The organism is Kitasatospora sp. NPDC036993 (genome assembly GCF_055607525.1).
Genome location: NZ_JBVJRP010000009.1, coordinates 1 through 22,599, shown reverse-complemented (window position 1 = coordinate 22,599; position 22,599 = coordinate 1). Strand labels below are relative to the sequence as shown.

Here is a 22,599-nt window from a genome sequence, read left to right as displayed (position 1 = left end):
TCGTCTCGTGGCGCCGTACGGCGTCCCCGGATCCCCTCCATGCTTGCACGCCCCGGCTCCGGCGCAAAGGGGGGTGCCGGCGTCCCGTGGCGGTCCGCGGCCCGCCGGGTGCGCGGCGCGCCCGCGCCGGGGTGCGCGGGAGGCCCCCGAATTTGCCTCCTCTTTACGAAACGGAGTCGTCTCGTATCGTATTGGCCGCTACCCTGATGCCCGGGGGTTACGAGACGCATGCGGCTCGGAATTGCCCGCCAGTGCCACACCACCACGGACGGGAACACCCATGACCACCGCAGCCGCGCCACCTCGCGTGCCGGAAGCCATCCACCGCCGGCGCTGGGCGATCCTCGGCACCCTGGTGCTCGCCCTGCTCGTCGTCGTCCTCGACAACTCGATCCTCAACGTCGCGATGAAGACCATCGCGACCCCCGCTCCGGTGGGCCTCGGGGCCACCCAGAGCGACCTGGAGTGGTCGATCAACTCCTACACCCTGGTCTTCGCCGGGCTGCTGTTCACCTCGGGCCTGCTCGGCGACCGGTTCGGCCGCAAGCGCGCGCTGCTGGCCGGCATGGTGGTCTTCGGCATCGCCTCGCTGCTGTCCGCGATGGCCGCCTCGCCCGGTGAACTCATCGGCTACCGCGCCCTGATGGGCGTCGGCGGCGCGCTCGCGATGCCCGCCACGCTGGCGATCATCATGAACGTCTTCGAACGCGAGGAGCAGCCCAAGGCGATAGGCATCTGGGCCGGCGCGGTCGGCCTGGCCATCGCGATCGGCCCGATCACCGGCGGCCTGCTGATCGAGCACTTCTGGTGGGGCTCGGTCTTCCTGGTCAACGTCCCGATCGTGATCGTCGCGGTGATCGCGATGGTGATCCTGGTCCCCGAGTCCAAGGACCCCAGCCCGGGCCGGCTGGACCCGGTCGGCGTGCTGCTGTCGATCATCGGCCTGGTCGCGCTGATCTTCGGCATCATCAAGGGCGGCGAGCTGGCCGACTTCACCGCGGCCGAGGCCTGGGTGCCGACCCTGGTCGGCGTGGTCGCACTGGTCGCCTTCGTCTGGTTCGAGCGCCGCACCGCGTTCCCCGCGCTGGACGTCACCTGGTTCCGCAACCGGGTGTTCAGCGCCTCCGTGGTGGTGGTCGGCGTGATCTTCTTCGCGCTGATGGGCGTCTCGTTCTTCGGCGTCTTCTACATCCAGAGCGTGCGCGGCTACAGCGCCCTCCAGGCCGGCGTGCTGATGCTCCCGCTGGCCGCCGCCCAGCTGGTGTTCGCGCCGCGGGCCCGGCTGGTGGTCGACCGGCTCGGCGTCGCCGCCACCGCCGCCGGCGGCATGCTGCTGGTCGCGCTCGGCTTCGTCGGCTACGTCGTGCTGACCGCCACCACGCCGATCTGGGTGCTGGTCGTGCTCGGCCTGGTGATGGGCGCCGGCATGGCGCACGTCATGCCGCCGGTCACCGTCGCGATCATGGCCTCGCTGCCCCGTGAGAAGGCCGGCGCCGGCTCGGCCGTCAACAACACCTTCCGCCAGGTCGGCGGCTCGCTCGGGGTCGCCGTGCTCGGCGCGGTGCTCTCCACCGTCTACCGCGACGGGATGTCCGACACCCTCACCCACCTGCCCGAGGGGCTGCGCGACAAGGCCGGCGAGTCGCTGGAGGCCACCCTGGCCATCGCCGACCGGATCCCCGGCGGCCAGGCGCTGATCACCCCGGCGCACGACTCCTTCATCCACGCGATGCACGTGGTGGCCTCGCTGTCGGTGGGCGTCTCGGTGATCGGTGCCGCCGTCGCCTGGTTCCTGCTGCCCGGCCGCTCCGCCGCCCCCGGGGGCCCGGCCGGCCAGGCCCCCGGGCAGCGCGGCCAGGAGCGGGAGACCGCGACCGCGGAGGCCTGACCTGCGGCCGGGCCGGACGACGGCTCGGCGGTGCGGGACGGCTGAGCGACAATGGCCCTGCCGCCCGGGTGCGCCCGGGACGGCGGGGCCTCGGTCCGCAGGACGGGCCCCCGCCCGCGTGCGGACCGCCAACCGAGACGGCACGGCGCCCGCGCGCCCAGGGACAGCGAGGGAGAACAGCGGGGATGAGGACCGACACCCCGGACGCCGGCACCGGGCAGCAGGCCTGTGCCGTCGTACGCCGAGGCCGGCCGCGCAGCGAGGCCGCCGAGCAGGCCATCGTCACCGCGGTGGAGGACCTGCTGGCCGACGGCACCACGCTGTCCGAACTCACCATCGAGGGCATCGCCACCGCCGCCGGCGTCGGCAAGGCCACCATCTACCGGCGCTGGCCCAACAAGGAGGCCCTGCTGGTCGACGTGGTCAGCCGGCTGGAGGAGCCGCTGCCCGAGCCCGCCGGCGAGGGCGCCCGCGAGGGCCTGATCGCGATGGTCGACTACATCCGCCGGCGCGGACTGGCCAAGCGTACCCGCTGGGTCCTCAGGGCCGCGCTCGGTCAGGTGCAGGCGCTGCCCGAGCTGCACGCCGCCTACCAGGAGCGGGTGATCGGACCGCGCCGGGCGATGGGGCTCCAGCTGATCCGCCAGGCCGTGGCCGAGGGCGTGATCAGGGACGACCTCGACGTGGAGCTGCTCGGCGACCTGCTGATGGGCCCGGTCCTCTACCGCAGCCTCCTGACGGAGGACTCCGACCTGGAGGACCCGGACCTGGCCCGCCGGCTGGTCGACACCGTGCTCGAGGGCATCGCGCCCCGGTGACCGTGTCCTGATCTGTCCTGACGTGTCCTGGCTCACCAAACCGGGCCGCGCCGGAACCCGCTCAGCGGGCCCGACGTCTGTCCCGGCATAGGCTGAGCCGGGCAACCGACCGAACCGGCACCGGTCCGGTACGTGCCCGCACCTTCCACGGGCCGCGCGGCGGACCGGCGGCACGAGCGACGGGAGCCACGGCATGGCGCAGGCGGACAGGACCGAGCGGATCGCGGCCCCCGGGGGCGGCTCCGACGGCCCGGCCCCCGCGGCGCCCCGCGGCGGCTTCCTGGGCCTGCGCCACTGGGGCAGGGACGCCCGCGGCAGCAGCACCTGGCGGCGCGGCCTGGTGGTCGCCGTGCTGGCCGTGCTCACCGCCGCGCTGCTCGGCTTCCACGCCGAGGTGCCCAACCGGGCCGGCAACCTCGGCAGCCTGCTGGAGACCTTCCTGCCCTGGCTGGGCATGGCCGTCCCGGTGCTGCTGGTGCCCGCGCTGCTGCGCCGCTCCGCCACCGCGCTGATCGCCCTGCTGCTGCCCGCGGTGCTCTGGGCCAACCTGTTCGGCGGCCTGCTGGCCGACCGGAGCGGCGGCAAGGGCGACTGGACGGTGGTCAGCCACAACGTCGCCGCCGCCAACACCGACGTGCCCGGCACCGTCCGCACCCTGGTGGACTCCGGCGCCCAGATCGTCGCCCTCCAGGAGCTGGCCGGCCGGCAGCTGCGCTCGTACGAGACCGGGCTCGCCGGTGCCTACCCGTACCACACCGTGGAGGGCACGGTCGGGCTCTGGTCGAAGTACCCGATCGGCGACGTCTCCCCGGTGGACCTGAAGATGGGCTGGACCAGGGCCTTCCGGGCCGAGGTCACCACCCCGCAGGGCCCGGTCGCGGTGTACGTGGCGCACCTGCCCTCGGTGCGGCTGAAGGCCGAGGGCGGCTTCACCGTCAACCAGCGGGACCTCAGCGCCCAGGCGCTCGGCGACGCGATCCAGGCCGAGCCGCTGAAGAAGGTCCTGCTGCTCGGCGACCTCAACGGCACCATGAACGACCGCAGCCTGGCGCCGGTCACCTCGCAGATGCGCTCGGCCCAGGGCGCCGCCGGCGACGGCTTCGGCTTCAGCTGGCCGGCGGCCTTCCCGATGGCCAGGATCGACCAGATCATGAGCAAGGGCGGGCTGGACCCGGTCGACTCCCGCACCCTGTCCAGGGACGGCAGCGACCACCTCCCGGTGGCCGCCACCTACCGGTACTGACCGCTGCCGGCGCTACCCGCGCCGCCAGCGGTTGGTGATCGGCAGGCGGCGGTCCCGGCCGAAGTTCTTCGCCGAGACCTTCGGACCCGGCGGGTACTGGCGCCGCTTGTACTCGGCGGTGTCGACCAGCCGGACCACCCGGTCCACCACGGCCGGGTCGAAGCCGGCCGCCACGATCGCGTCCCGGCCCTCGTCGCCCTCGACGTAGCGGGCCAGCACCGCGTCCAGCAGCCCGTAGTCGGGCAGCGAGTCGGTGTCCACCTGGTCCGGCCGCAGCTCGGCGGACGGCGGCTTGGTGAGGGTGCTCTCCGGGATCGGCGGCACCTCGCCGCGCCGTACGGCCTCCTCGTCGCGCCAGCGGGCCAGCCGGAGGACCAGCGACTTGTAGACGTCCTTGATCGGCGCGTACGCGCCCACCGAGTCGCCGTAGAGGGTCGAGTAGCCGACCGCCAGCTCGCTCTTGTTGCCGGGCGCGAGCACCAGGTGCCCCTCCTGGTTGGAGATCGCCATCAGCAGGGTGCCGCGCAGCCGGGACTGGAGGTTCTCCTCGGCCAGGCCGGTCAGCTCGGTGGCACCCAGGTACGCGTCGAACATCGGGGCGATGGAGACGGTCCTGAAGCGCACCCCGGTGCGGCGGGCCAGCTCGGCCGCGTCGTCCCTGGAGTGCTGCGAGGAGTAGCGGCTGGGCATCGAGACGCAGTGCACGTTCTCCGCGCCGACCGCGTCCACCGCGATCGCGGCCACCAGCGCCGAGTCGATGCCGCCGGAGAGGCCGATCAGCACGGACCGGAAGCCGTTCTTGGTCACGTACGCCCGGGTGCCGGAGACCAGCGCGGCCCAGATCTCGGCCTCGTCCGAGAGCCGCGGCGCCACCTCGGCGGTGAGCCTCCCGGCGGGCGCGGCCGGCGGTCCGCCGCCCAGTTCGGTGCGGACCAGGTGCAGCCCGTCGCTCAGCAGCAGGCCGTCGGTGTCGTCGCCCGCGGCGGCCGGCAGGTCGAGGTCCAGCACCAGCAGGTGCTCCTCGAACTGCGGTGAGCGGGCGAGGACTTCACCGTCCACGCCGACCACGACCGAGTCGCCGTCGAAGACCAGCTCGTCCTGGCCGCCGACCATGTTGACGTACGCCAGGGCGCAGCCCGCCTCGGCCGCCCGGCGCCGCACCAGCTCCAGCCGCAGGTCGTCCTTGTTCCGCTCGTACGGGGAGCCGTTGACCACCAGCAGCAGCCCGGCCCCGGCCTCCCGGGCGGCGGTGACCCGGCCGCCGTCCTGCCAGATGTCCTCGCAGACGGCCAGCGCGACGTCCACCCCGCGCACCCGCAGCACCGGCAGCTGGTCGCCGGGGACGAACCAGCGGAACTCGTCGAACACGCCGTAGTTGGGCAGGTGGTGCTTGGCGAAGCGGGTCGCCACCTCGCCCCGGTGGAGCACCGCGGCGCAGTTCTGCGGAGAGCCGGCCGGGCGGTCGAGGCGCGGCGAGGGGTGCTCGGAGCGGCCGAGGTAGCCGACCACCACCGGCACCTCGCCCAGCCCGTCCGCCGCCAGCCGGCCGGCCAGCTCGACCAGCGCGCCGCGGGAGGCCTCGACGAAGGAGCCGCGCAGGGCGAGGTCCTCCACCGGGTAGCCGGTGAGGGCCATCTCGGGGAAGGCGACCAGCTGCGCGCCGGCCGCCGCGGCCTGCCCCGTCCTGCGCACCACCTCGGCGCTGTTGCGGGCGAGGTCACCGACCCAGGGATCGATCTGGCACAGGGCGAGACGAAGAGTGGGCATGCTCCGATTTTAATCGTCCGACTGACGCGATGTGCTGGGCCGGGCCCGGCCGTCGGGGGTCGGCCGCCGGGGGTCGGCACTGCCGGGCGGGGCGGGGATCGGCCAGAATGGGGGGCAGTCGCTTTACGAGGTCTTTCCAAGACCGCCGGGGCGTAACACGAGCGTAAAGAGCAGAGGTGAGACTGTCCCCATGGGCAAGCAGCAGCAGTTCGTGCTTCGGACGCTCGAAGAGCGTGACATCAGGTTCGTCCGGCTGTGGTTCACCGACGTGCTCGGGTTCCTGAAGTCGGTCGCGGTGGCACCGGCCGAGCTGGAACAGGCCTTCGAGGAGGGCATCGGTTTCGACGGCTCGGCGATCGAGGGCTTCGCCCGGGTGTACGAGTCCGACATGATCGCCAAGCCGGATCCGACGACCTTCCAGATCCTGCCGTGGCGCTCGGAGACCCCGGGCACCGCCCGGATGTTCTGCGACATCCTGATGCCGGACGGCTCGCCGTCCTACGCCGACCCCAGGTTCGTGCTCAAGCGCACCCTGGAGAAGGCCTCCGAGCAGGGCTTCACCTTCTACACCCACCCGGAGATCGAGTTCTTCCTGCTGAAGAACCTGCCCGGCGACGGCACCCCGCCGATCCCCGCCGACCAGTCCGGCTACTTCGACCACACCCCGCGCGGGGTCGGCCACGACTTCCGCCGCCAGGCGATCACCATGCTGGAGTCGATGGGCATCTCGGTGGAGTTCTCGCACCACGAGGGCGCCCCCGGCCAGCAGGAGATCGACCTGCGGTACGCCGACGCGCTGTCCACCGCCGACAACATCATGACCTTCCGGCTGGTCATGAAGGAGGTCGCGCTGGAGCAGGGCGTGCACGCGAGCTTCATGCCCAAGCCCTTCTCCGAGCACCCCGGCAGCGGCATGCACACCCACGTCTCGCTGTTCGAGGGCGACCGCAACGCCTTCCACGAGTCCGGCGCCGAGTACCAGCTGTCCAAGGTCGGCCGGTCCTTCATCGCGGGCCTGCTGAAGCACGCGGCCGAGACCGCCGCCGTCACCAACCAGTGGGTGAACTCCTACAAGCGGATCTGGGGCGGCTCCCAGCGCACCGCGGGGGCCGGCGGCGAGGCGCCGTCCTACATCTGCTGGGGCCACAACAACCGCTCGGCGCTGATCCGGGTGCCGATGTACAAGCCGGGCAAGCAGGGCTCCACCCGGATCGAGGTCCGCTCCCTGGACACCGGCTGCAACCCGTACCTCGCCTACGCCGTCACCCTCGCGGCCGGCCTGAAGGGCATCGAGGAGGGCTACGAACTCCCGCCCGGCGCCGACGACGACGTGTGGGCGCTGTCCGACTCCGAGCGCCGCGCCCTCGGCATCCAGCCGATGCCGCAGAACCTGGGCGAGGCCATCGACCTGATGCAGCGCAGCGAACTCGTCGCCGAGACCCTCGGCGAGCACGTCTTCGACTTCTTCCTGAGGAACAAGCACAAGGAGTGGGAGGAGTACCGCTCCGAGGTGACGCCGTTCGAACTGCGGAAGAACCTCCAGGTGCTGTAAGCGGGTGAAACCCGCCCAAACCGGCAGCGGCCCGCCGTCCCCCGCTCGGAGGACAGCGGGCCGTCCTCTGGAGTGGATCTGACGACGCATCGGGTCGACAGTGGCGTTATGTGACGGTCGCGTGACGGAACGTTGTGGTCCGATTGGGCCTGCTCGTCCGTTCCGTCCTGAGAGGATCACATGAACTCCTCCGTCAGCCGTGCCGCAGCCGCCCGCCTGCTCGCCCGCCGGGCCTGCGTCGCGGGCGCCGCCATCGCCGCCGTCGCGGGCCAACTGCTGGCCGCCCCGACCCTCGCCGACGCCCGTGGTTCGGGCACGGCCACCGGTGCGGAAGCGGGTGCGCAGCACCCGCAGCGCGCGCAGCACCGGGCCACCACGATCATCGAGAACCAGCTGCCGTTCACCACCCGCTTCGAGGGCGACTTCCACGGCTCCATCACCAGGATCAGCAACTCGCTGATGACCTGTGACGAGACCAAGGCGCCGCTCGACCCGGAGCAGCCGAACTGCCTGGACGCCCGCAAGGGCCTCGGCACCAGGCCGATCAACAACAAGTACGAGATGAAGTACATCAACATCGACCCGGGCTCGGTCGGCCCGCTCGGTGACGCGATCTACTCCGCCAGCTCCGCCGACCTGGGCCTGATCGACGGCTCCCAGGTCAAGTACGCCCGGCTGTACTGGGGCGGCACCCGCGGCATCGACGACGTCGTGCTGCCGGAGGACCGGATCGACGAGGTGTACCTGAAGGTCCCGGGCGAGGCCCAGTACCGCAACATCGCCAACGACCAGCCCTCCATCGGCTACATCACCACCGATGTGGAGAGCAGCTACCAGGCCTCCGCCGACATCACCGACCTGGTCAAGCAGGCCGGCAACGGCAGCTACACCGTCGCGAACATGGACTCGGTGGTGAAGCCGCACAGCTGGGGCGGCTGGACGATCGTGGTCGCGTACGAGAACGAGTGCAAGCCGTACCGGCACGTCCACCTGTGGGACGGCTTCCGGGTCGAGCTGCCGGACAGCCCGCCGCGCGAGTTCGACCTCACCGGGCTGCGGACCCCCGCCTCCGGTCCGGTGGCCGGCAAGCTCGGCTTCGTGGTCTACGACGGCGACCTCAAGTGGACCGGCGACACCCTCGCCATCAAGTCCACCAACGGCCCGCAGGCACTCTTCTCGGACCTCAACCACGCCTCCAACGACGCGTTCAACTCCACCATCGAGGAGCTGACCCCGGCCGACCAGTTCATCCGCACCCCGTACAACCGCAACAACTTCGGCTACGACTCCAACCGCTGGGACATCTCGCCGTTCCTGCGCAACGGGGACACCGACATCAAGGTGCTCTTCGACACCGACAAGGACGGCTACGACCTGGGCGTCTTCTACGCCTACGTCAACCTGGACGGCTCCACCGAGGGCTGATCCCCCGTCGCACCACGGCGCCGCTGCCGCACCACCCGCACCCCGCGGGGCGGCAGCGGCGCCGCCGTGTCCCGGCCGCGCGGGGCGCCGCGCAGCAGCCGCTCGCAGGGGCGCTCCACCCAGCGGTGGAGGACACCGGCGGCGGCCAGCGAGCCGCCGGCCAGCAGCAGCCAGACGCCGAGCGTCGCGGCCCCCGGCGCCGGGCGCCCCTGGACGGCCAGCCAGCAGCGGATGCCGATCTCGTGCACCAGGTACCAGGCGTACGACCACTCGCCGAGCCGGACGGCCGTCCGGCCCGCCAGCAGCCGGGGCGCGGTCCCGGCGGCGTCGCGCCGGGCGGCGGCCGCCAGCAGGGCGGCGAACAGCGGCGCGGGCACCAGCTGAGAGGCGCTGTACGGGCCGTACCAGAGGGCGTCGGGGACGGCGGCGTGCCAGGGGACCAGCAGCAGGTGCCAGAGCACCACGGCGGCGGCCGCCGGGAGCAGCCCGGGCCGCGGGAACCCGGCCCGGGGGAGGACGCCGTGCCGGACGGCCAGGCCGGTGACCACGCCGAGGACGAACTGCGGGGTCCTGGTCAGCGGCAGGTAGTCCAGCAGCCAGCCGCGCACCGCGGGGTCGGCGGGCAGCAGCGGGCCGGCCGCCCACAGCAGCGGGCCGAGCACGGCGCACAGGGCCGCGAGCGGCAGCCAGCCGCGTCGGCGCGGGGCCAGCAGCCGCAGCAGCGGCGGGAACAGCAGGTAGAACCAGGCCTCGGCGCCCAGCGACCAGGACGCCGCGTTGCCGCCGTACACGGTGGGCAGCGCCCACGGGTGCACCAGCGCCAGCGACCAGAGGGCGGCCGCCACCGGGAGCACCGCGCCGATCGCGGCGTCCGCGCCCAGGGACAGCGCCGTGGTCAGCACGTGCAGCGGCCAGATCCGGGCGAAGCGGCGGCGGCCGAAGACCGCCGCCGGGGCGGGCGAGGCCCCGTACGTCCAGGCCAGGACGAAGCCGGAGAGCACGAAGAAGAACGTCACGCCCGAACGGCCGTACCAGGCCAGGGGGCTGAGCAGCGGCAGCTCGCCGGCCTTGCGGGAGAGGTGGTAGAGCACCACCAGCAGGGCGGCCCAGAAGCGCAGCCCGGTGAGCGAGGGCAGGCGGTGGGGGCCTGTCGTGGACATCGGCGCTCCGGGGGCGGCGGGGACGGCTGACGGCGGGGACGGGGCGGCGTCCGGGTGAACGAGCGCGGCGGGGGAGAGGTCACGCCGGCCGCGTCCGCCGTGACCGGTGCGTCCACCCGGCGGTCGCGTCCGGCGGCGGGCCGTAGGGACGCGTAACCTGCTGGGGCGGACGGATGGAGGGGCCGATGGCGGTGGAGGAGCAGCGGGCCGGGAGCAGGGTCAGCAGGCCGGAGAACCGGCTGGTCCGGCGCGGGTTCGGCGACCCGGCGCGGGCGGTGCGGCTGTTGGAGGGCCCCGGGTTCGAGGGCCTGGGCGACGATCCCCTGCTGCTGGACGCGCTCGGCGCCACCGCCGACCCCGACCTCGCGCTGCTCGGCCTGGCCCGGCTGCTGGAGGCCGCGGACGAGGCCGACCGGCACACCCTGCGCGACACCCTCACCACCTCCAAGCCGCTGCGCGACCGGCTGCTCGGCGTGCTCGGCGTCTCCACCGCGCTCGGCGACCACCTGGCCAGGCACCCGCACGACTGGCACGTGCTGGTCACCTTCGAACTGCGCGACATGCACCCCGGCCCCGAGGACTTCCGTCGGACCCTCGCCGAGGGCGTCCGCACCGGCGACCGCGGCCCGGCGGACGCGCTGCGCGTCGCCTACCGCCGCTGCCTGCTCGCCATCGCCGCCCGCGACCTCACCGGCACCACCGACCTCGCGCAGACCGCCGCCGAACTCGCCGACCTGGCCGGCGCCACCCTCCGGACCGCCCTGGACCTCGCCGCCGAACAGGACCCGGAGGCCGCCGCGGCCTGCCGGCTCGCGGTGATCGGGATGGGCAAGTGCGGCGGCCGCGAGCTCAACTACGTCTCGGACGTGGACGTCGTCTTCGTCGCCGAGCCGCGCGAGGGCGTGGACGAGCAGGAGGCGATCCGGGCCGCCACCCGGCTGGCCGCCGCCCTCACCCGGCTGTGCGCGGACACCACCGGCGAGGGCACCATCTGGCCGGTGGACGCCAACCTGCGCCCCGAGGGCCGCAACGGCCCGCTGGTGCGCACCCTGGCCAGCCACCTCGCCTACTACCAGCGCTGGGCCAAGACCTGGGAGTTCCAGGCGCTGCTCAAGGCCCGCCCGGTCGCCGGGGACGCGGAACTCGGCGCCGCGTACGTCGAGGCGCTCGCCCCGATGGTCTGGCAGGCCGCCACCCGGGAGAACTTCGTCGCCGACGTGCAGCAGATGCGCCGCCGGGTGATCGACTCCATCCCGGTCACCGAGCTGGACCGCCAGCTCAAGCTCGGCCCCGGCGGGCTGCGCGACGTCGAGTTCTCCGTCCAGCTGCTCCAGCTGGTGCACGGCCGCACCGACCCGGCCCTGCGCAGCGGCAACACCCTGGAGGCACTGGCCGCGCTCTCCAGGGGCGGCTACGTGGGCCGGGCCGACGCCGCCTCGCTGGACGCCGCGTACCGCTTCCTGCGCTCGCTGGAGCACCGCATCCAGCTGTACCGGCTGCGCCGCACCCACCTGATGCCCACCGGGGCGGAGGACCAGCGCCGGCTGGCCCGCTCACTGGCCGCCCTGATCAACGACGACACCCGGGCCGACCCGGTGGCCGCGCTGCACCGCGAGTGGAAGCGGCACGCGATGGAGGTCCGGCGGCTGCACGAGAAGCTGTTCTACCGGCCGCTGCTCGACGCCGTCGCCGAACTGCCGCCGGGCGCCACCGGGTTGACCCCGGACGCGGCCAGGGCCCGGCTGGAGGCGCTCGGCTACGCGGACCCGGCCGCCGCGCTGCGGCACATCAGCGCGCTCGCCTCCGGGGTGAGCCGCAAGGCCGCGATCCAGCGCACCCTGCTGCCGGTGCTGCTCGGCTGGTTCGCCGACTCGGCCGACCCGGACGCCGGGCTGCTCAACTTCCGCCAGGTCTCCGACGGGCTCGGCCGCACCCCCTGGTACCTGCGGCTGCTGCGGGACGAGAGCGCCGCCGCCGAGCAGCTGGCCCGGGTGCTGTCGGCCGGCCGGCTCGCCCCCGACCTGCTGCTGCGCGCGCCCGAGGCGGTGGCCATGCTGGGCGACCCGCACGGCCTGGAACCGCGCGGCCGGGCCGCCCTGGAGGGGGAGGTGCTGGCCGCCGTCGGCCGGGCCGGATCCACCTCGGCCGCCGTGGCGGCCGCCCGGTCGGTGCGCCGCCGGGAGCTGTTCCGCACCGCCGCCGCGGACGTGCTCGGCCGGTTCGGCGAGGACCCGGCCGAGGCGCTGGACGCCGCGGGGGAGGCGCTCACCGCGCTCAACGCCGCCACCCTGCGCGGCGCGCTGCGCGCCTGCGTCGCCGGGTGGGAGGCCGGGCACGGGGACCTGCCGACCCGGATCTCGGTGATCGCGATGGGCCGCTTCGGCGGCCACGAACTGGGCTACGGCTCGGACGCGGACGTGCTCTTCGTCCACGAGCCGCTGCTCGGCTCGCTGGCGGAGGAGGCAGCCAGGGCGGCCCAGGCGGTCTGCCACGAACTGCGCACCCAGCTGGGCGCGCCCTCCACCGAGCCGCCGCTGCTGGTCGACGCCGACCTGCGGCCGGAGGGGCGCAGCGGCCCGCTGGTGCGCACCCTCGCCTCGTACGCGGCGTACTACCGGCGCTGGTCGCACACCTGGGAGAGCCAGGCGCTGCTGCGGGCCGAGCCGGTGGCCGGGGACGAGGAGCTGGGCCTGCGGTTCCGGCAGCTGATCGACCCGCTGCGCTACCCGGGCGGCGGGGTGCCGGAGCGGGACCTGGTGGAGATCCGCCGGATCAAGGCCCGGATCGAGGCCGAGCGGCTGCCGCGCGGGGCCGACCCGACCACCCACACCAAGATCGGCCGGGGCGGGCTGGCGGACGTGGAGTGGACGGTGCAGCTGCTCCAGCTCCGGCACGGGCACGAGCTGCCGGCCCTGCGCACCACCAGGACCAGGGCCGCGCTGGTGGCCGCCGTCGGGGCCGGGCTGGTGGAGCCGGAGGACGCCGGGGTGCTGGAGGCGGCCTGGGTGCTGGCCTCCCGGGTGCGGGCGGCGGTGATGCTGGTGCGCGGGCGCCCCGGGGACAGCTTCCCCGGGGAGGCCAGGGAGCTGGCCGGGGTGGCCCGCTACCTCGGGTACGGCTCCGGGCACAGCGGTGAGCTGCTGGACGACTACCGGCGGACCACCCGGCGGGCCAGGGCGGTGGTGGACCGGCTGTTCTACGGCATCGGCTGAACCGCCCCGGACATGCGGAAGGGGCCCCACCGGGGCCCCTCCGAGGTCTCGCGGGTCAGCGGCGCGCGGTGCTGACCGCGGGCTCGCTCCACTGCTCGGGGACGGTGACCGGCTGCTCGGCAGCCGTCTCCCTGGCGGGCACCCTGGGCAGTCGGTAGACCCACTCGTGGTACAGCCAGCGGGCGGCGAGGAAGCCCACGGCCAGGCAGAGTTCGCCGCCGACGGCGTCCATCCAGAAGTGGTTGGCGGTGGAGACGATGACCACCAGGGTGGCGGCCGGGTACAGCAGGCCGAGCGCCCTGACCCATGTCCGGCGGGCCAGGAAGAAGATCGCCAGGCCGCACCACATCGACCAGCCGATGTGCATCGAGGGCATCGCCGCGTACTGGTTGGAGACGTGCGCGGCGGGGCCGGAGGCCATCGAGCCCCAGGTGCCGTGGACCTTCACGGTGTCGATGAAGCCGCCGTCGGTCATCAGCCGGGGCGGGGCCAGCGGGAAGAAGTAGAAGCCGACCAGGGCGATCCCGGTGGTGACGAACAGCACGGTGCGGGCCGCGACGTAGCGTCCGGGGTGGCGGCGGTAGAGCCAGACCAGCACGCCGATCGTGATGACGAAGTGCAGCGTCGCGTAGTAGTAGTTCATCCCCGTGATGAGCCAGCCGACGCCGTCCACGGCGTGGTTGACCGAGCGCTCGACGGCGATGCCGAGGTGCTGCTCCAGCTCCCAGATCCAGCGCGTGTGCTTCTGGGCTATCGCTTCCTGTTCGGGAACCGCGTTGCGCACGATCGAGTAGATCCAGTAGCTGATCCCGATCAGCGCGAGCTCGAACCAGATCCGCGGCCGGGCCGGCGACCGGCGCTGCGCGTGGATGCGGCCGCGCAGGGCGGCGGTACGGGACTGCGCGGCGCGGGTGGCTCCGTCGGGCAGGCGGCCGGGGACGGCCGTCACCGCTTCGGAACCGCCACCGCTGGCCGCGTCGGCGCGCCCGGCGCCGGCTCGCTGGATCTCGGTCGGTTCCCCCATGGGGGCCAAGTCTGCCAGACCACTCGTAGCCGTCTGCTCATCCTCTGGAAGTGGATTCTTCACCGGCTGTCCCCCTTGAGGGCTAGGGGCCGGCGCCCACCGGGGTAGGGGGTGCTCTGAGGTTTGGTGCGTACCGGTGGAGCGGACATACGTTCCATTGTCACGCCCGTCGCTCCGGGGGAGTAATCGGGGTGCCGGGAGACGGTCCACCACCTGGAACGTCCGGGCACGTAACGATTTCTGCATCTTGCTGAAACATATTGCAGGCCGCTAGCTTCCTGGGAAATCGATCGCCCCTTCCCCTAAGGGAGCCCTCAGTGGCCGATGTCCCGCTCCGCCCCCGACGGAGCACGTCCCGACGAACCACCGGCCGGCGCAGACCGCCGGGCCGCACGGCCGTGCTGCTGGCCGCCGCACTGACCGCCGCCACCCTCGGGGGCGCCCCCGCGGCCCTCGCCGCCGCCCCGCCGGCCCCGCCCTCGGACGCCGCCCTCGCGGCCACCGCGGGGCGGCACGACCTCACCCGCGAGCAGTTCTACTTCGTCCTGCCCGACCGCTTCGCCAACGGCGACGGGGCCAACGACACCGGCGGCATCACGGGCGGGCGGCTGGAGAACGGCTTCGACCCCGCCGACCGGGGCTTCTACCACGGCGGCGACCTGGCCGGACTGATCCGGAAGCTCGACTACGTCCAGGACCTCGGCACCACCGCGATCTGGATGGCGCCGATCTTCCGGAACAAGCCGGTGCAGGGCAGCGGGGCCGAGGCCTCGGCCGGCTACCACGGCTACTGGATCACCGACTTCACCCAGGTCGACCCGCACTTCGGCACCAACGAGCAGCTCAAGGAGCTGATCGCCAAGGCGCACGCCCGCGGCATCAAGGTCTTCTTCGACGTCATCACCAACCACACCGCCGACGTCATCGACTACGCCGAGAAGCAGTACGGCTACCGCTCGGCCGGCGCCTACCCGACGCTCGACGCGGACGGGAACCCGGTGGACGAGACCGCCGTCGCCGACGCGGGCACCCCCTGGCCGAGGACCGGCAAGGACTCCTTCCCCTACACCCCGGTGTTCCGCAGCCCGGCCGACGCCGGGGCCAAGACCCCGTCCTGGCTCAACGATCCCGCGCTCTACCACAACCGGGGCGACTCGACCTTCGCCGGCGAGTCCGCCACCGAGGGCGACTTCAGCGGCCTGGACGACCTCGACACCCAGAACCCCAAGGTGGTGAAGGGCTTCGAGAAGGTCTACCAGCAGTGGGTCAGGGACGCCGGCGTGGACGGCTTCCGGATCGACACCGTCAAGCACGTCAACATGGCGTTCTGGCAGCAGTGGGCGCCCGCGCTCAAGGACTTCGCCGCCAAGCAGGGCAACAAGAAGTTCTTCATGTTCGGCGAGGTCTACTCCGGCGACCCGGCGGTCACCTCGCCGTACGTCACCAAGGGCAGGCTCCAGGCCACCCTGGACTTCCCGTTCCAGGGCGCGGCCCGTTCCTACGTCTCGCAGGGCGGCTCGGCGCGCAACCTCGCCGACGTCTACGCCCAGGACTACCGCTACACCGGCGCCGACACCGACGCGTACGAGCTGCCGACCTTCCTCGGCAACCACGACATGGGCCGCTTCGGCTCCTTCCTGCTCGCCGACAACCCGGGCGCCGACGAGGCGACCCTGCTGAGGAAGGACCGGCTCGGCACCGAGCTCCAGTTCCTCACCCGCGGCCAGCCCGTCGTCTACTACGGCGACGAGCAGGGCTTCACCGGCGCGGGCGGCGACAAGGAGGCCAGGCAGGACCTGTTCGCCTCGAAGACCGACTCGTACAACGCCGACCGGGTGCTCGGCGGCCCCTCGGGCCCGGCCGACCGGTACGGGCAGGGCGGCGAGCTCTACCAGGGCATCGCCGGGCTGGCCAGGCTGCGCCGGGACAACCCGGCCCTGGCCGACGGCGCCCAGATCGAGCGGTACGCCGCCGACGGCGCCGGCGTGTACGCCTTCTCCCGGATCGACGCGGGGCAGCAGGTCGAGTACCTGGCGGCGGTCAACAACGCCACCGAGCCGAAGACCGTCACGCTGGACACCTTCTCGGCGGGGATGGGCTTCGACCGGATCTTCCCGGCTGCCGGAGAGCGGCTCACCAGCGGCGCCGACCGCAGGGTGACGGTCACCGTGCCGGCGCTGTCCTCCGTGGTGTTCAAGGCCGGCGGCAGGCTCGCGGCCGCGAACGCCGCACCGCAGCTCTCGGTGCAGCCGCCGGCGGACGGCGCGACCGGCCTGGTCACGGTCGGTGCCAGGACGGACGGCGGCTTCAACCGGGTGAGCTTCGCCGCCCGGATCGGCAACGGGCCCTGGCAGACCCTGGGCACCGCCGACACCGGGAAGTACCTGGTCACCCAGGACCTCGGCGCCGTCGCCCCCGGCACGGTGGTGCGCTACAAGGCCGTCGTGCAGGACTCCGGCGGCCGGCTGCGCTCCGCCACCGCGAGCTTCACCACCGGCACCCCCGCGCCGAAGCCGGCACCCACCGCCGGTTCCCGCCCGTACGCCGTCGTCCACTACAACCGGCCGGACGGCGACTACGACGGCTGGAACCTCTACGCCTGGGGCGACCTCGCCGACGGCGAGACCACCCCGTGGCCGGCCGGGCACGGCTTCACCGGGCGGGACGCGTACGGCGCCTTCGCGTACGTGCGGCTCAGGCCCGGCGCCTCGGACGTCGGCTTCGTCGTGGAGAAGGACGGCGTCAAGGACGTGGACGCCGACCGGCACCTCGACGCCGGCAGCACCGGCGAGGTGTGGCTCGGGCAGGGCGACCCGGCGGTGCGCACCACGAACCCCGGCCCGCCCGACACCCAGCCCGCGGACACCGCCGTCATCCACTACAACCGTGCCGACGGCGACTACGACGGCTGGGGCCTGCACGACTGGACCGGCGCGGCCACCCCGACCGACTGGGGCAAGCCGCTGACGCCGGCGCGCCGCGACGCCTTCGGCGCCGTCTTCGAGGTGCCGCTGGCCCCCGGCGCGACCAGCCTCAGCTACATCCTGCACAAGGGCAACGACAAGGACCTGCCCACCGACCAGTCGCTGGACCTCGCCGTTACCGGCAAGGAGGTCTGGATCCTCGGCGGCCGGGAGGGCTACCTGCTGCCGCAGAGCCCGGCCGCCTCCGCGCAGGTGGACCTCACCGGTGCCAGGGCCCAGTGGATCGACGCGAGGACCGTCGTCGTCCCGGCGAACTACGGCGCGGGCGACGACGCCCTGGCCGGCGGCACCAGCGCCCAGCTGGTGTACGACCCCGAGGGCGGCATCCGGGCAGACAGGGGCGCGCTGACCAAGCCCGGCAAGTGGCTGCGGCTCACCCCGGCCAGGGGCGGGCTGACCGACGCCCAGAAGGCGAAGTACCCGCACCTGGCGGGCTACCGGGCCTTCACCGTGGACGCCAGGGACGCCGCCCGGGTGCCGGCCGCGCTGCGCGGCCAGCTGCTGTTCACCGAACACCTGCCCAGCGGCGCCGTCCTGGCCGCCACCGGGGTGCAGATCCCGGGCGTGCTGGACGACCTGTACGCCGGGCGGACCGCCAAGGTGGACTTCGGGCCGGCCTACTACCACGGCAAGGTGGCGCTCTCGCTGTGGGCGCCGACCGCGCAGGAGGTCTCCGTCCAGGTCTTCGACAGCGCCACCGGGGGCACCCCCAGGACGCTGCCGCTGAAGCGCGACGACGAGACCGGAGTGTGGGAAGTCGTCCGCGACAAGCGCGAGTTGGACGGCAGGTACTACCTGTACCAGGTGAAGGTCTGGGCGCCCTCGACGCAGCAGTCGGTGGTCAACACCGTCACCGACCCGTACTCGGTGGCGCTGTCCACCGACTCCCGGCGGAGCCTGGTCGCGGACCTCGACGCCGGGGAGCTCAAGCCGGAGGGCTGGGACGACCACGCCCGCCCGAAGGCCGTCCCGCCCGCGCAGCAGCAGATCCAGGAACTGCACGTCCGGGACTTCTCGGTCGAGGACCCGACCGTCCCGGCCGCCGAGCGCGGCACCTACCTGGCGTTCACCGAGTCGGACTCGGCGGGCATGCGGCACCTCAGGGAGCTGGCCGAGGCCGGGGTGACCACCGTGCACCTGCTGCCGACCTTCGACATCGCCACCATCCGGGAGAACCCGGCGGACCGGAAGCTGCCCGCCTGCGACCTCAAGTCCCTCCCGAAGGACGGCCCGGCGCAGCAGGAGTGCGTGGCGGCGGTGGCCGCCGACGACGCGTACAACTGGGGCTACGACCCGCTGCACTACAACGTGCCGGAGGGCTCCTACGCCACCGACCCCGCAGGAACGGCGCGGACCGTGCAGTTCCGGCAGATGGTGCAGGCGATGCACGCGGCCGGGCTGCGGGTGGTGCTGGACGTGGTCTACAACCACACCGCGGCCGCCGGCCAGGCCGAGCACTCGGTGCTGGACGAGGTCGTCCCCGGCTACTACCAGCGGCTGGACGCCAACGGCAAGGTGACGACGGACAGTTGCTGCGCCGACACCGCGCCCGAGCACGCCATGATGAACCGGCTGGTGGTCGACTCGGTGACGCTGTGGGCCCGCGAGTACAAGGTGGACGGCTTCCGCTTCGACCTGATGGGCCTGGACCCGAAGTCCACCATGCTGGACGTCCAGGCCGCGCTGCGGAGGATGACGCCGGACTCGGACGGCGTGGACGGGAAGAACGTCCTCCTCTACGGCGAGGGCTGGAACTTCGGCGCGGTCGCCGACAACGCCCGCTTCGAGCAGGCCACCCAGCAGAACATGGCCGGCACCGGCATCGCCACCTTCGACGACCGGATCAGGGACGCCGCCCGCGGCGGCAACTTCATGCTGGACTCCGCCCCGCAGCAGGGCTTCGCCTCGGGCCTGTACACCGACCCGAACGGCTCGGCCGCGAACGGCACCCCGGAGGAGCAGAAGGCCGGGCTGCTGCACCGGATGGACCAGGTGAAGGTCGGGCTGACCGGCAACCTGGCCGGCTACGCCTTCACCGACAGCTCGGGGAAGCCCGTCACCGGCGCCGGGGTCGACTACAACGGCGCCCCGACCGGGTACGCCGCCAAGCCCGGTGAGGCGGTGGAGTACGTGGACGCCCACGACAACACCGACCTCTTCGACGCGCTCGCCTACAAGCTGCCGACCGGCACCGCGCCCGCCGACCGGGCCCGGATGCAGGCGCTCGGGCTCTCGCTGACCGTGCTCACCCAGGGCGCGGGCTTCGCCCAGGCCGGCAGCGACCTGCTGCGCTCCAAGTCGCTGGACTCCAACTCCTACGACTCGGGGGACTGGTTCAACGCGATCCACTGGGACGCCTCGGCCGGCAACGGCTGGGGGCGCGGCCTGCCGACGGCGAAGGACAACCGGTCGCAGTGGCCGGCCGCCGCGGCCCTGCTGGCGGACCCTCGGCTGACCGTCGGCGCGGCCGACATCGGCGCGGCCTCGGCGCAGTACCGGGAGTTCCTGCGGATCAAGCGGTCCTCCCCGCTGTTCTCGCTGCCCACCCTGGACGCCGTCCAGCAGCGGCTCTCCTACCCGCTCTCCGGCACCGCCGGTGAGACGCCGGGGGTGATCACCCTGCACCTGGACGGCACCGGGCTGGCGGGGGCGGAGAAGGGCGTCACGGTGGTGTTCAACGCCACGCCCACGGCGCAGGCGCAGACCGTCCCGGCGCTGAAGGGCACCGGCCAGGCGCTGCACCCCGTCCAGGCGGGCGGGGCGGACCGGGTGGTGCAGCGGTCCGGCTTCGACGCCGGGACCGGGACCTTCACCGTGCCGGGCCGCACCGTGGCGGTGTTCGTCCAGCACTGATTCGTCCGGTACCGACTCGTCCGGCGCCGAATCCTCCGGCGCCGATGCGTCCGGTACTGATTCGTACACCCTGACAACTCCCGGGCTCCGTACCACTGTTCAGTCGGTACGGGGCCCGGTCGCGGTCCGGCCGGGGTCGGTTCCGTTCCGGCCGGACAATGGCCGGAAAGCGTCAGTGGCACGGCCGGAACTGTGATGTGCCGGGCCTGCCGGGCGCTGTCGGCCACCCGCCGGTGCCGACACCGGCCCTGAGTGCTGGTCACCGACCTCCGGTGGTGATCGAACTTCACCCGGGGCATGAAAACCGTGTTCACGAGTTTGCCGTGGGGTAACACAACTGACGAACAGTCCTCCATACGGTTTCGGTAATGAATCGGCCAATCCATGGCATGCATCTGTCATCAACGGCTGGTTTGCTGCCACGATTCCCCCGGCTGTAGACGAGGGGACCCCACCCCCCGGTGCGGCCGGTCCAGTTCAGGTGCAGCGCGTCCCGACCCTGCGAACGAGTTGTGAGCACCGCATCCGCACTCCCGTCGTACCCGGCGGGGGCCCCCACTGCGCCGCAATCCAGCGGCCCAGGTTTCTCTCCACCGTGCGCGACCCAGCGCCGGTCGGAAAAGGAGTCCGCATGTCCCGTTACGCTCACACCCGGAAGGCGGCGGTTGTCATGGCCGCCTCCACCGCGCTGCTGGTGACCGGCATACCGGTCATCGCCCAGGCGGCCACGCCGGACGCGCCGGCCGCCGTCGCGGCCCAGCAGGCGAACCGCGCCCAGCTGATCTCCGCGGCGAACCAGCAGACCGCCTCCCTCGCCCAGAGCCTGGGCCTGAGCGGCGAGGAGAAGCTGGTCACCAAGGACGTCATCCAGGACGCGGACGGCACCCGCCACCTGCGGTACGAGCGCACCCTCAACGGACTGCCCGTCCTGGGCGGGGACCTGGTGGTGCACCAGGCGCCCACCGGCGCGACCAAGAGCGTCGACCGGGCCAGCACCGCCTCGCTGAGCGGCGTCGGCACCACGCCGAAGCTGGCCGCGCCGGCCGCCCAGTCGGCCGCGCTCGCCGCCGAGCAGGGCACCGCGGTCGAGACCGCGCCGCGCCTGGTGGTCTGGGCCTCGGACAACAGCCCCCGGCTCGCCTGGGAGACCGTCGTCGCCTCCACCAAGGCCGACGGCACCCCGAGCAAGATGCACGTCGTCACCGACGCCACCAGCGGCCAGGTCATCCAGCAGTGGGACGGCATCGAGACCGGCTCCGGCAAGGGCGTCTTCGTCGGCAACGTCACCATCGGCACCACCCAGTCCGGGTCGACGTACCAGATGAAGGACGGCGCCCGCGGTGGGATGTACACCACCAACCTGAACCACGGGACCTCGGGCGCCGGGACGCTGTACAGCAAGTCCACCGACACCTGGGGCGACGGCACCGTCAGCAACGGCGAGTCCGCCGCGGTCGACGCCCACTTCGGCGTCGCGGCCACCTGGGACTACTACAAGAACACCTTCGGCCGCAGCGGAATCCGCAACGACGGGGTCGGCGCTTACAGCCGCGTCCACTACGGCAACAACTACGTGAACGCGTTCTGGGACGACTCCTGCTTCTGCATGACGTACGGCGACGGCTCCAACAACACCGCGCCGCTCACCGAACTGGACGTCGCGGGCCACGAGATGAGCCACGGCGTCACCTCGGCCACCGCCAACCTGACCTACTCCGGTGAGTCCGGCGGCCTCAACGAGGCCACCTCGGACATCTTCGGCACCATGGTCGAGTTCTCCGCCAACATCCCGACCGACAACCCCGACTACCTGATCGGCGAGTTGATCGACATCAACGGGAACGGCACCCCGTTGCGCTACATGGACAAGCCGTCCAAGGACGGGGCCTCGGCCGACTACTGGTCCTCCACCGTCGGCAACAAGGACGTCCACTACTCGTCCGGCGTCGCCAACCACTTCTTCTACCTGCTGTCCGAGGGCAGCGGCGCGAAGGTGATCAACGGCGTCAGCTACGACTCGCCGACCCAGGGCAACATCGCGGTCACCGGCATCGGCCGGGACAAGGCGGCGGCGATCTGGTACCGCGCGCTGACCACCTACATGACCTCCAACACCAACTACGCCGCGGCGCGCACCGCGACGGAGAAGGCGGCCACCGACCTGTACGGCGCCGGCAGCGCCGAGCTGGCCGCCGTCGGCACCGCCTGGGCGGGTGTCAACGTCGGCACCGCGCCCAACCCGGGCGGCGTCACCGTCACCAACCCGGGCAACCAGTCCACCGCCGTCGGCGGCGCGGTCAACCTGTCGATCAAGGCCTCCGGTGGCACCGCCCCGCTGTCCTACACGGCCACCGGGCTGCCCACCGGCCTGTCGATCAACGCCTCCACCGGCGTGATCACCGGGACCGCGAGCACCGCGGGCACCTACAACGTGACCGTCACGGCGAAGGACTCGGCCGGCAAGACCGGGACGACCAGCTTCACCTGGACCGTCTCGACCGGTGGCGGCGGCTGCACGCCGGCGCAGCTGCTGGGCAACGCGGGCTTCGAGTCGGGCACGGCCTCGCCGTGGACGGCCTCCAGCGGTGTGGTGGACAACAGCACCTCGCAGGCGGCGCACGGTGGTTCGTGGAAGGCGTGGCTGAACGGCTACGGTTCCACGCACTCGGACTC

Annotated in this window: 11 protein-coding genes; 8 read left to right on the top strand and 3 right to left on the bottom strand. The window is 72.8% G+C overall.

Annotation, left to right across the window (positions count from 1 at the left end):
- Positions 1 to 280: 280 nt before the first annotated feature.
- The 3 genes from ACZ7C5_RS19960 (at position 281) to ACZ7C5_RS19950 (ending at position 3,949) form a co-directional block, all read left to right on the top strand.
- The gene (locus ACZ7C5_RS19960; RefSeq protein WP_401078678.1) at positions 281 to 1,888 is read left to right on the top strand and encodes a DHA2 family efflux MFS transporter permease subunit; all 1,608 of its coding nucleotides are present in this window, start codon (positions 281 to 283) and stop codon (positions 1,886 to 1,888) included.
- 185 nt (positions 1,889 to 2,073) lie between these two features.
- Complete coding sequence (locus ACZ7C5_RS19955; RefSeq protein WP_401078681.1) at positions 2,074 to 2,706, top strand: TetR/AcrR family transcriptional regulator; 633 nt, start codon at positions 2,074 to 2,076, stop codon at positions 2,704 to 2,706.
- 193 nt (positions 2,707 to 2,899) lie between these two features.
- A complete protein-coding gene (locus ACZ7C5_RS19950; protein WP_401078684.1) occupies positions 2,900 to 3,949 on the top strand; it encodes an endonuclease/exonuclease/phosphatase family protein in 1,050 nt (349 codons plus the stop codon).
- Between the two features lie 12 nt (positions 3,950 to 3,961).
- On the opposite strand, the gene ACZ7C5_RS19945 is transcribed toward ACZ7C5_RS19950, so the two are convergent.
- Entirely contained in the window at positions 3,962 to 5,716 is a 1,755-nt protein-coding gene (locus tag ACZ7C5_RS19945; RefSeq protein ID WP_401078686.1) for an NAD+ synthase, read from the bottom strand.
- 190 nt (positions 5,717 to 5,906) lie between these two features.
- Here ACZ7C5_RS19945 and glnA point away from each other — a divergent pair, with 190 nt between their 5' ends.
- Complete coding sequence (glnA, locus tag ACZ7C5_RS19940) at positions 5,907 to 7,268, top strand: type I glutamate--ammonia ligase (RefSeq protein WP_188296447.1); 1,362 nt, start codon at positions 5,907 to 5,909, stop codon at positions 7,266 to 7,268.
- A 180-nt stretch (positions 7,269 to 7,448) separates the two neighbouring features.
- Entirely contained in the window at positions 7,449 to 8,693 is a 1,245-nt protein-coding gene (locus tag ACZ7C5_RS19935) for a hypothetical protein (protein ID WP_401078690.1), read from the top strand.
- On the opposite strand, the gene ACZ7C5_RS19930 is transcribed toward ACZ7C5_RS19935, so the two are convergent.
- Positions 8,660 to 9,853, bottom strand: coding sequence for an acyltransferase family protein (locus ACZ7C5_RS19930; protein ID WP_470323123.1), 1,194 nt, complete (start codon positions 9,851 to 9,853; stop codon positions 8,660 to 8,662). The two genes, ACZ7C5_RS19935 and ACZ7C5_RS19930, sit on opposite strands and share 34 nt — an antisense overlap.
- Positions 9,854 to 10,038: 185 nt before the next feature.
- Here ACZ7C5_RS19930 and ACZ7C5_RS19925 point away from each other — a divergent pair, with 185 nt between their 5' ends.
- Positions 10,039 to 13,065 (top strand): bifunctional [glutamine synthetase] adenylyltransferase/[glutamine synthetase]-adenylyl-L-tyrosine phosphorylase, encoded by a 3,027-nt coding sequence (locus tag ACZ7C5_RS19925; RefSeq protein WP_401078696.1) that lies wholly within the window; start codon positions 10,039 to 10,041, stop codon positions 13,063 to 13,065.
- A gap of 55 nt (positions 13,066 to 13,120) precedes the next feature.
- On the opposite strand, the gene ACZ7C5_RS19920 is transcribed toward ACZ7C5_RS19925, so the two are convergent.
- A complete protein-coding gene (locus tag ACZ7C5_RS19920; protein WP_401078698.1) occupies positions 13,121 to 14,089 on the bottom strand; it encodes a phosphatase PAP2 family protein in 969 nt (322 codons plus the stop codon).
- A 317-nt stretch (positions 14,090 to 14,406) separates the two neighbouring features.
- Here ACZ7C5_RS19920 and pulA point away from each other — a divergent pair, with 317 nt between their 5' ends.
- Both pulA and ACZ7C5_RS19910 read left to right on the top strand, forming a co-directional pair.
- Positions 14,407 to 19,926, top strand: coding sequence for a pullulanase-type alpha-1,6-glucosidase (gene pulA / locus ACZ7C5_RS19915; RefSeq protein ID WP_470323122.1), 5,520 nt, complete (start codon positions 14,407 to 14,409; stop codon positions 19,924 to 19,926).
- 631 nt (positions 19,927 to 20,557) lie between these two features.
- The coding region (locus ACZ7C5_RS19910; RefSeq protein WP_470323121.1) for a M4 family metallopeptidase at positions 20,558 to 22,599 on the top strand (2,042 nt) is incomplete at its 3' end.

Bases quoted from the DNA above. Each gene is read 5' to 3' on its own strand.
- ACZ7C5_RS19945 (WP_401078686.1), bottom strand. From the start codon at position 5,716: ATGCCCACTCTTCGTCTCGCCCTGTGCCAGATCGATCCCTGGGTCGGT.
- ACZ7C5_RS19925 (WP_401078696.1), top strand. From the start codon at position 10,039: ATGGCGGTGGAGGAGCAGCGGGCCGGGAGCAGGGTCAGCAGGCCGGAG.
- ACZ7C5_RS19950 (WP_401078684.1), top strand. From the start codon at position 2,900: ATGGCGCAGGCGGACAGGACCGAGCGGATCGCGGCCCCCGGGGGCGGC.
- ACZ7C5_RS19955 (WP_401078681.1), top strand. From the start codon at position 2,074: ATGAGGACCGACACCCCGGACGCCGGCACCGGGCAGCAGGCCTGTGCC.
- ACZ7C5_RS19930 (WP_470323123.1), bottom strand. From the start codon at position 9,853: ATGTCCACGACAGGCCCCCACCGCCTGCCCTCGCTCACCGGGCTGCGC.
- ACZ7C5_RS19960 (WP_401078678.1), top strand. From the start codon at position 281: ATGACCACCGCAGCCGCGCCACCTCGCGTGCCGGAAGCCATCCACCGC.
- ACZ7C5_RS19935 (WP_401078690.1), top strand. From the start codon at position 7,449: ATGAACTCCTCCGTCAGCCGTGCCGCAGCCGCCCGCCTGCTCGCCCGC.
- glnA (WP_188296447.1), top strand. From the start codon at position 5,907: ATGGGCAAGCAGCAGCAGTTCGTGCTTCGGACGCTCGAAGAGCGTGAC.
- ACZ7C5_RS19920 (WP_401078698.1), bottom strand. From the start codon at position 14,089: ATGGGGGAACCGACCGAGATCCAGCGAGCCGGCGCCGGGCGCGCCGAC.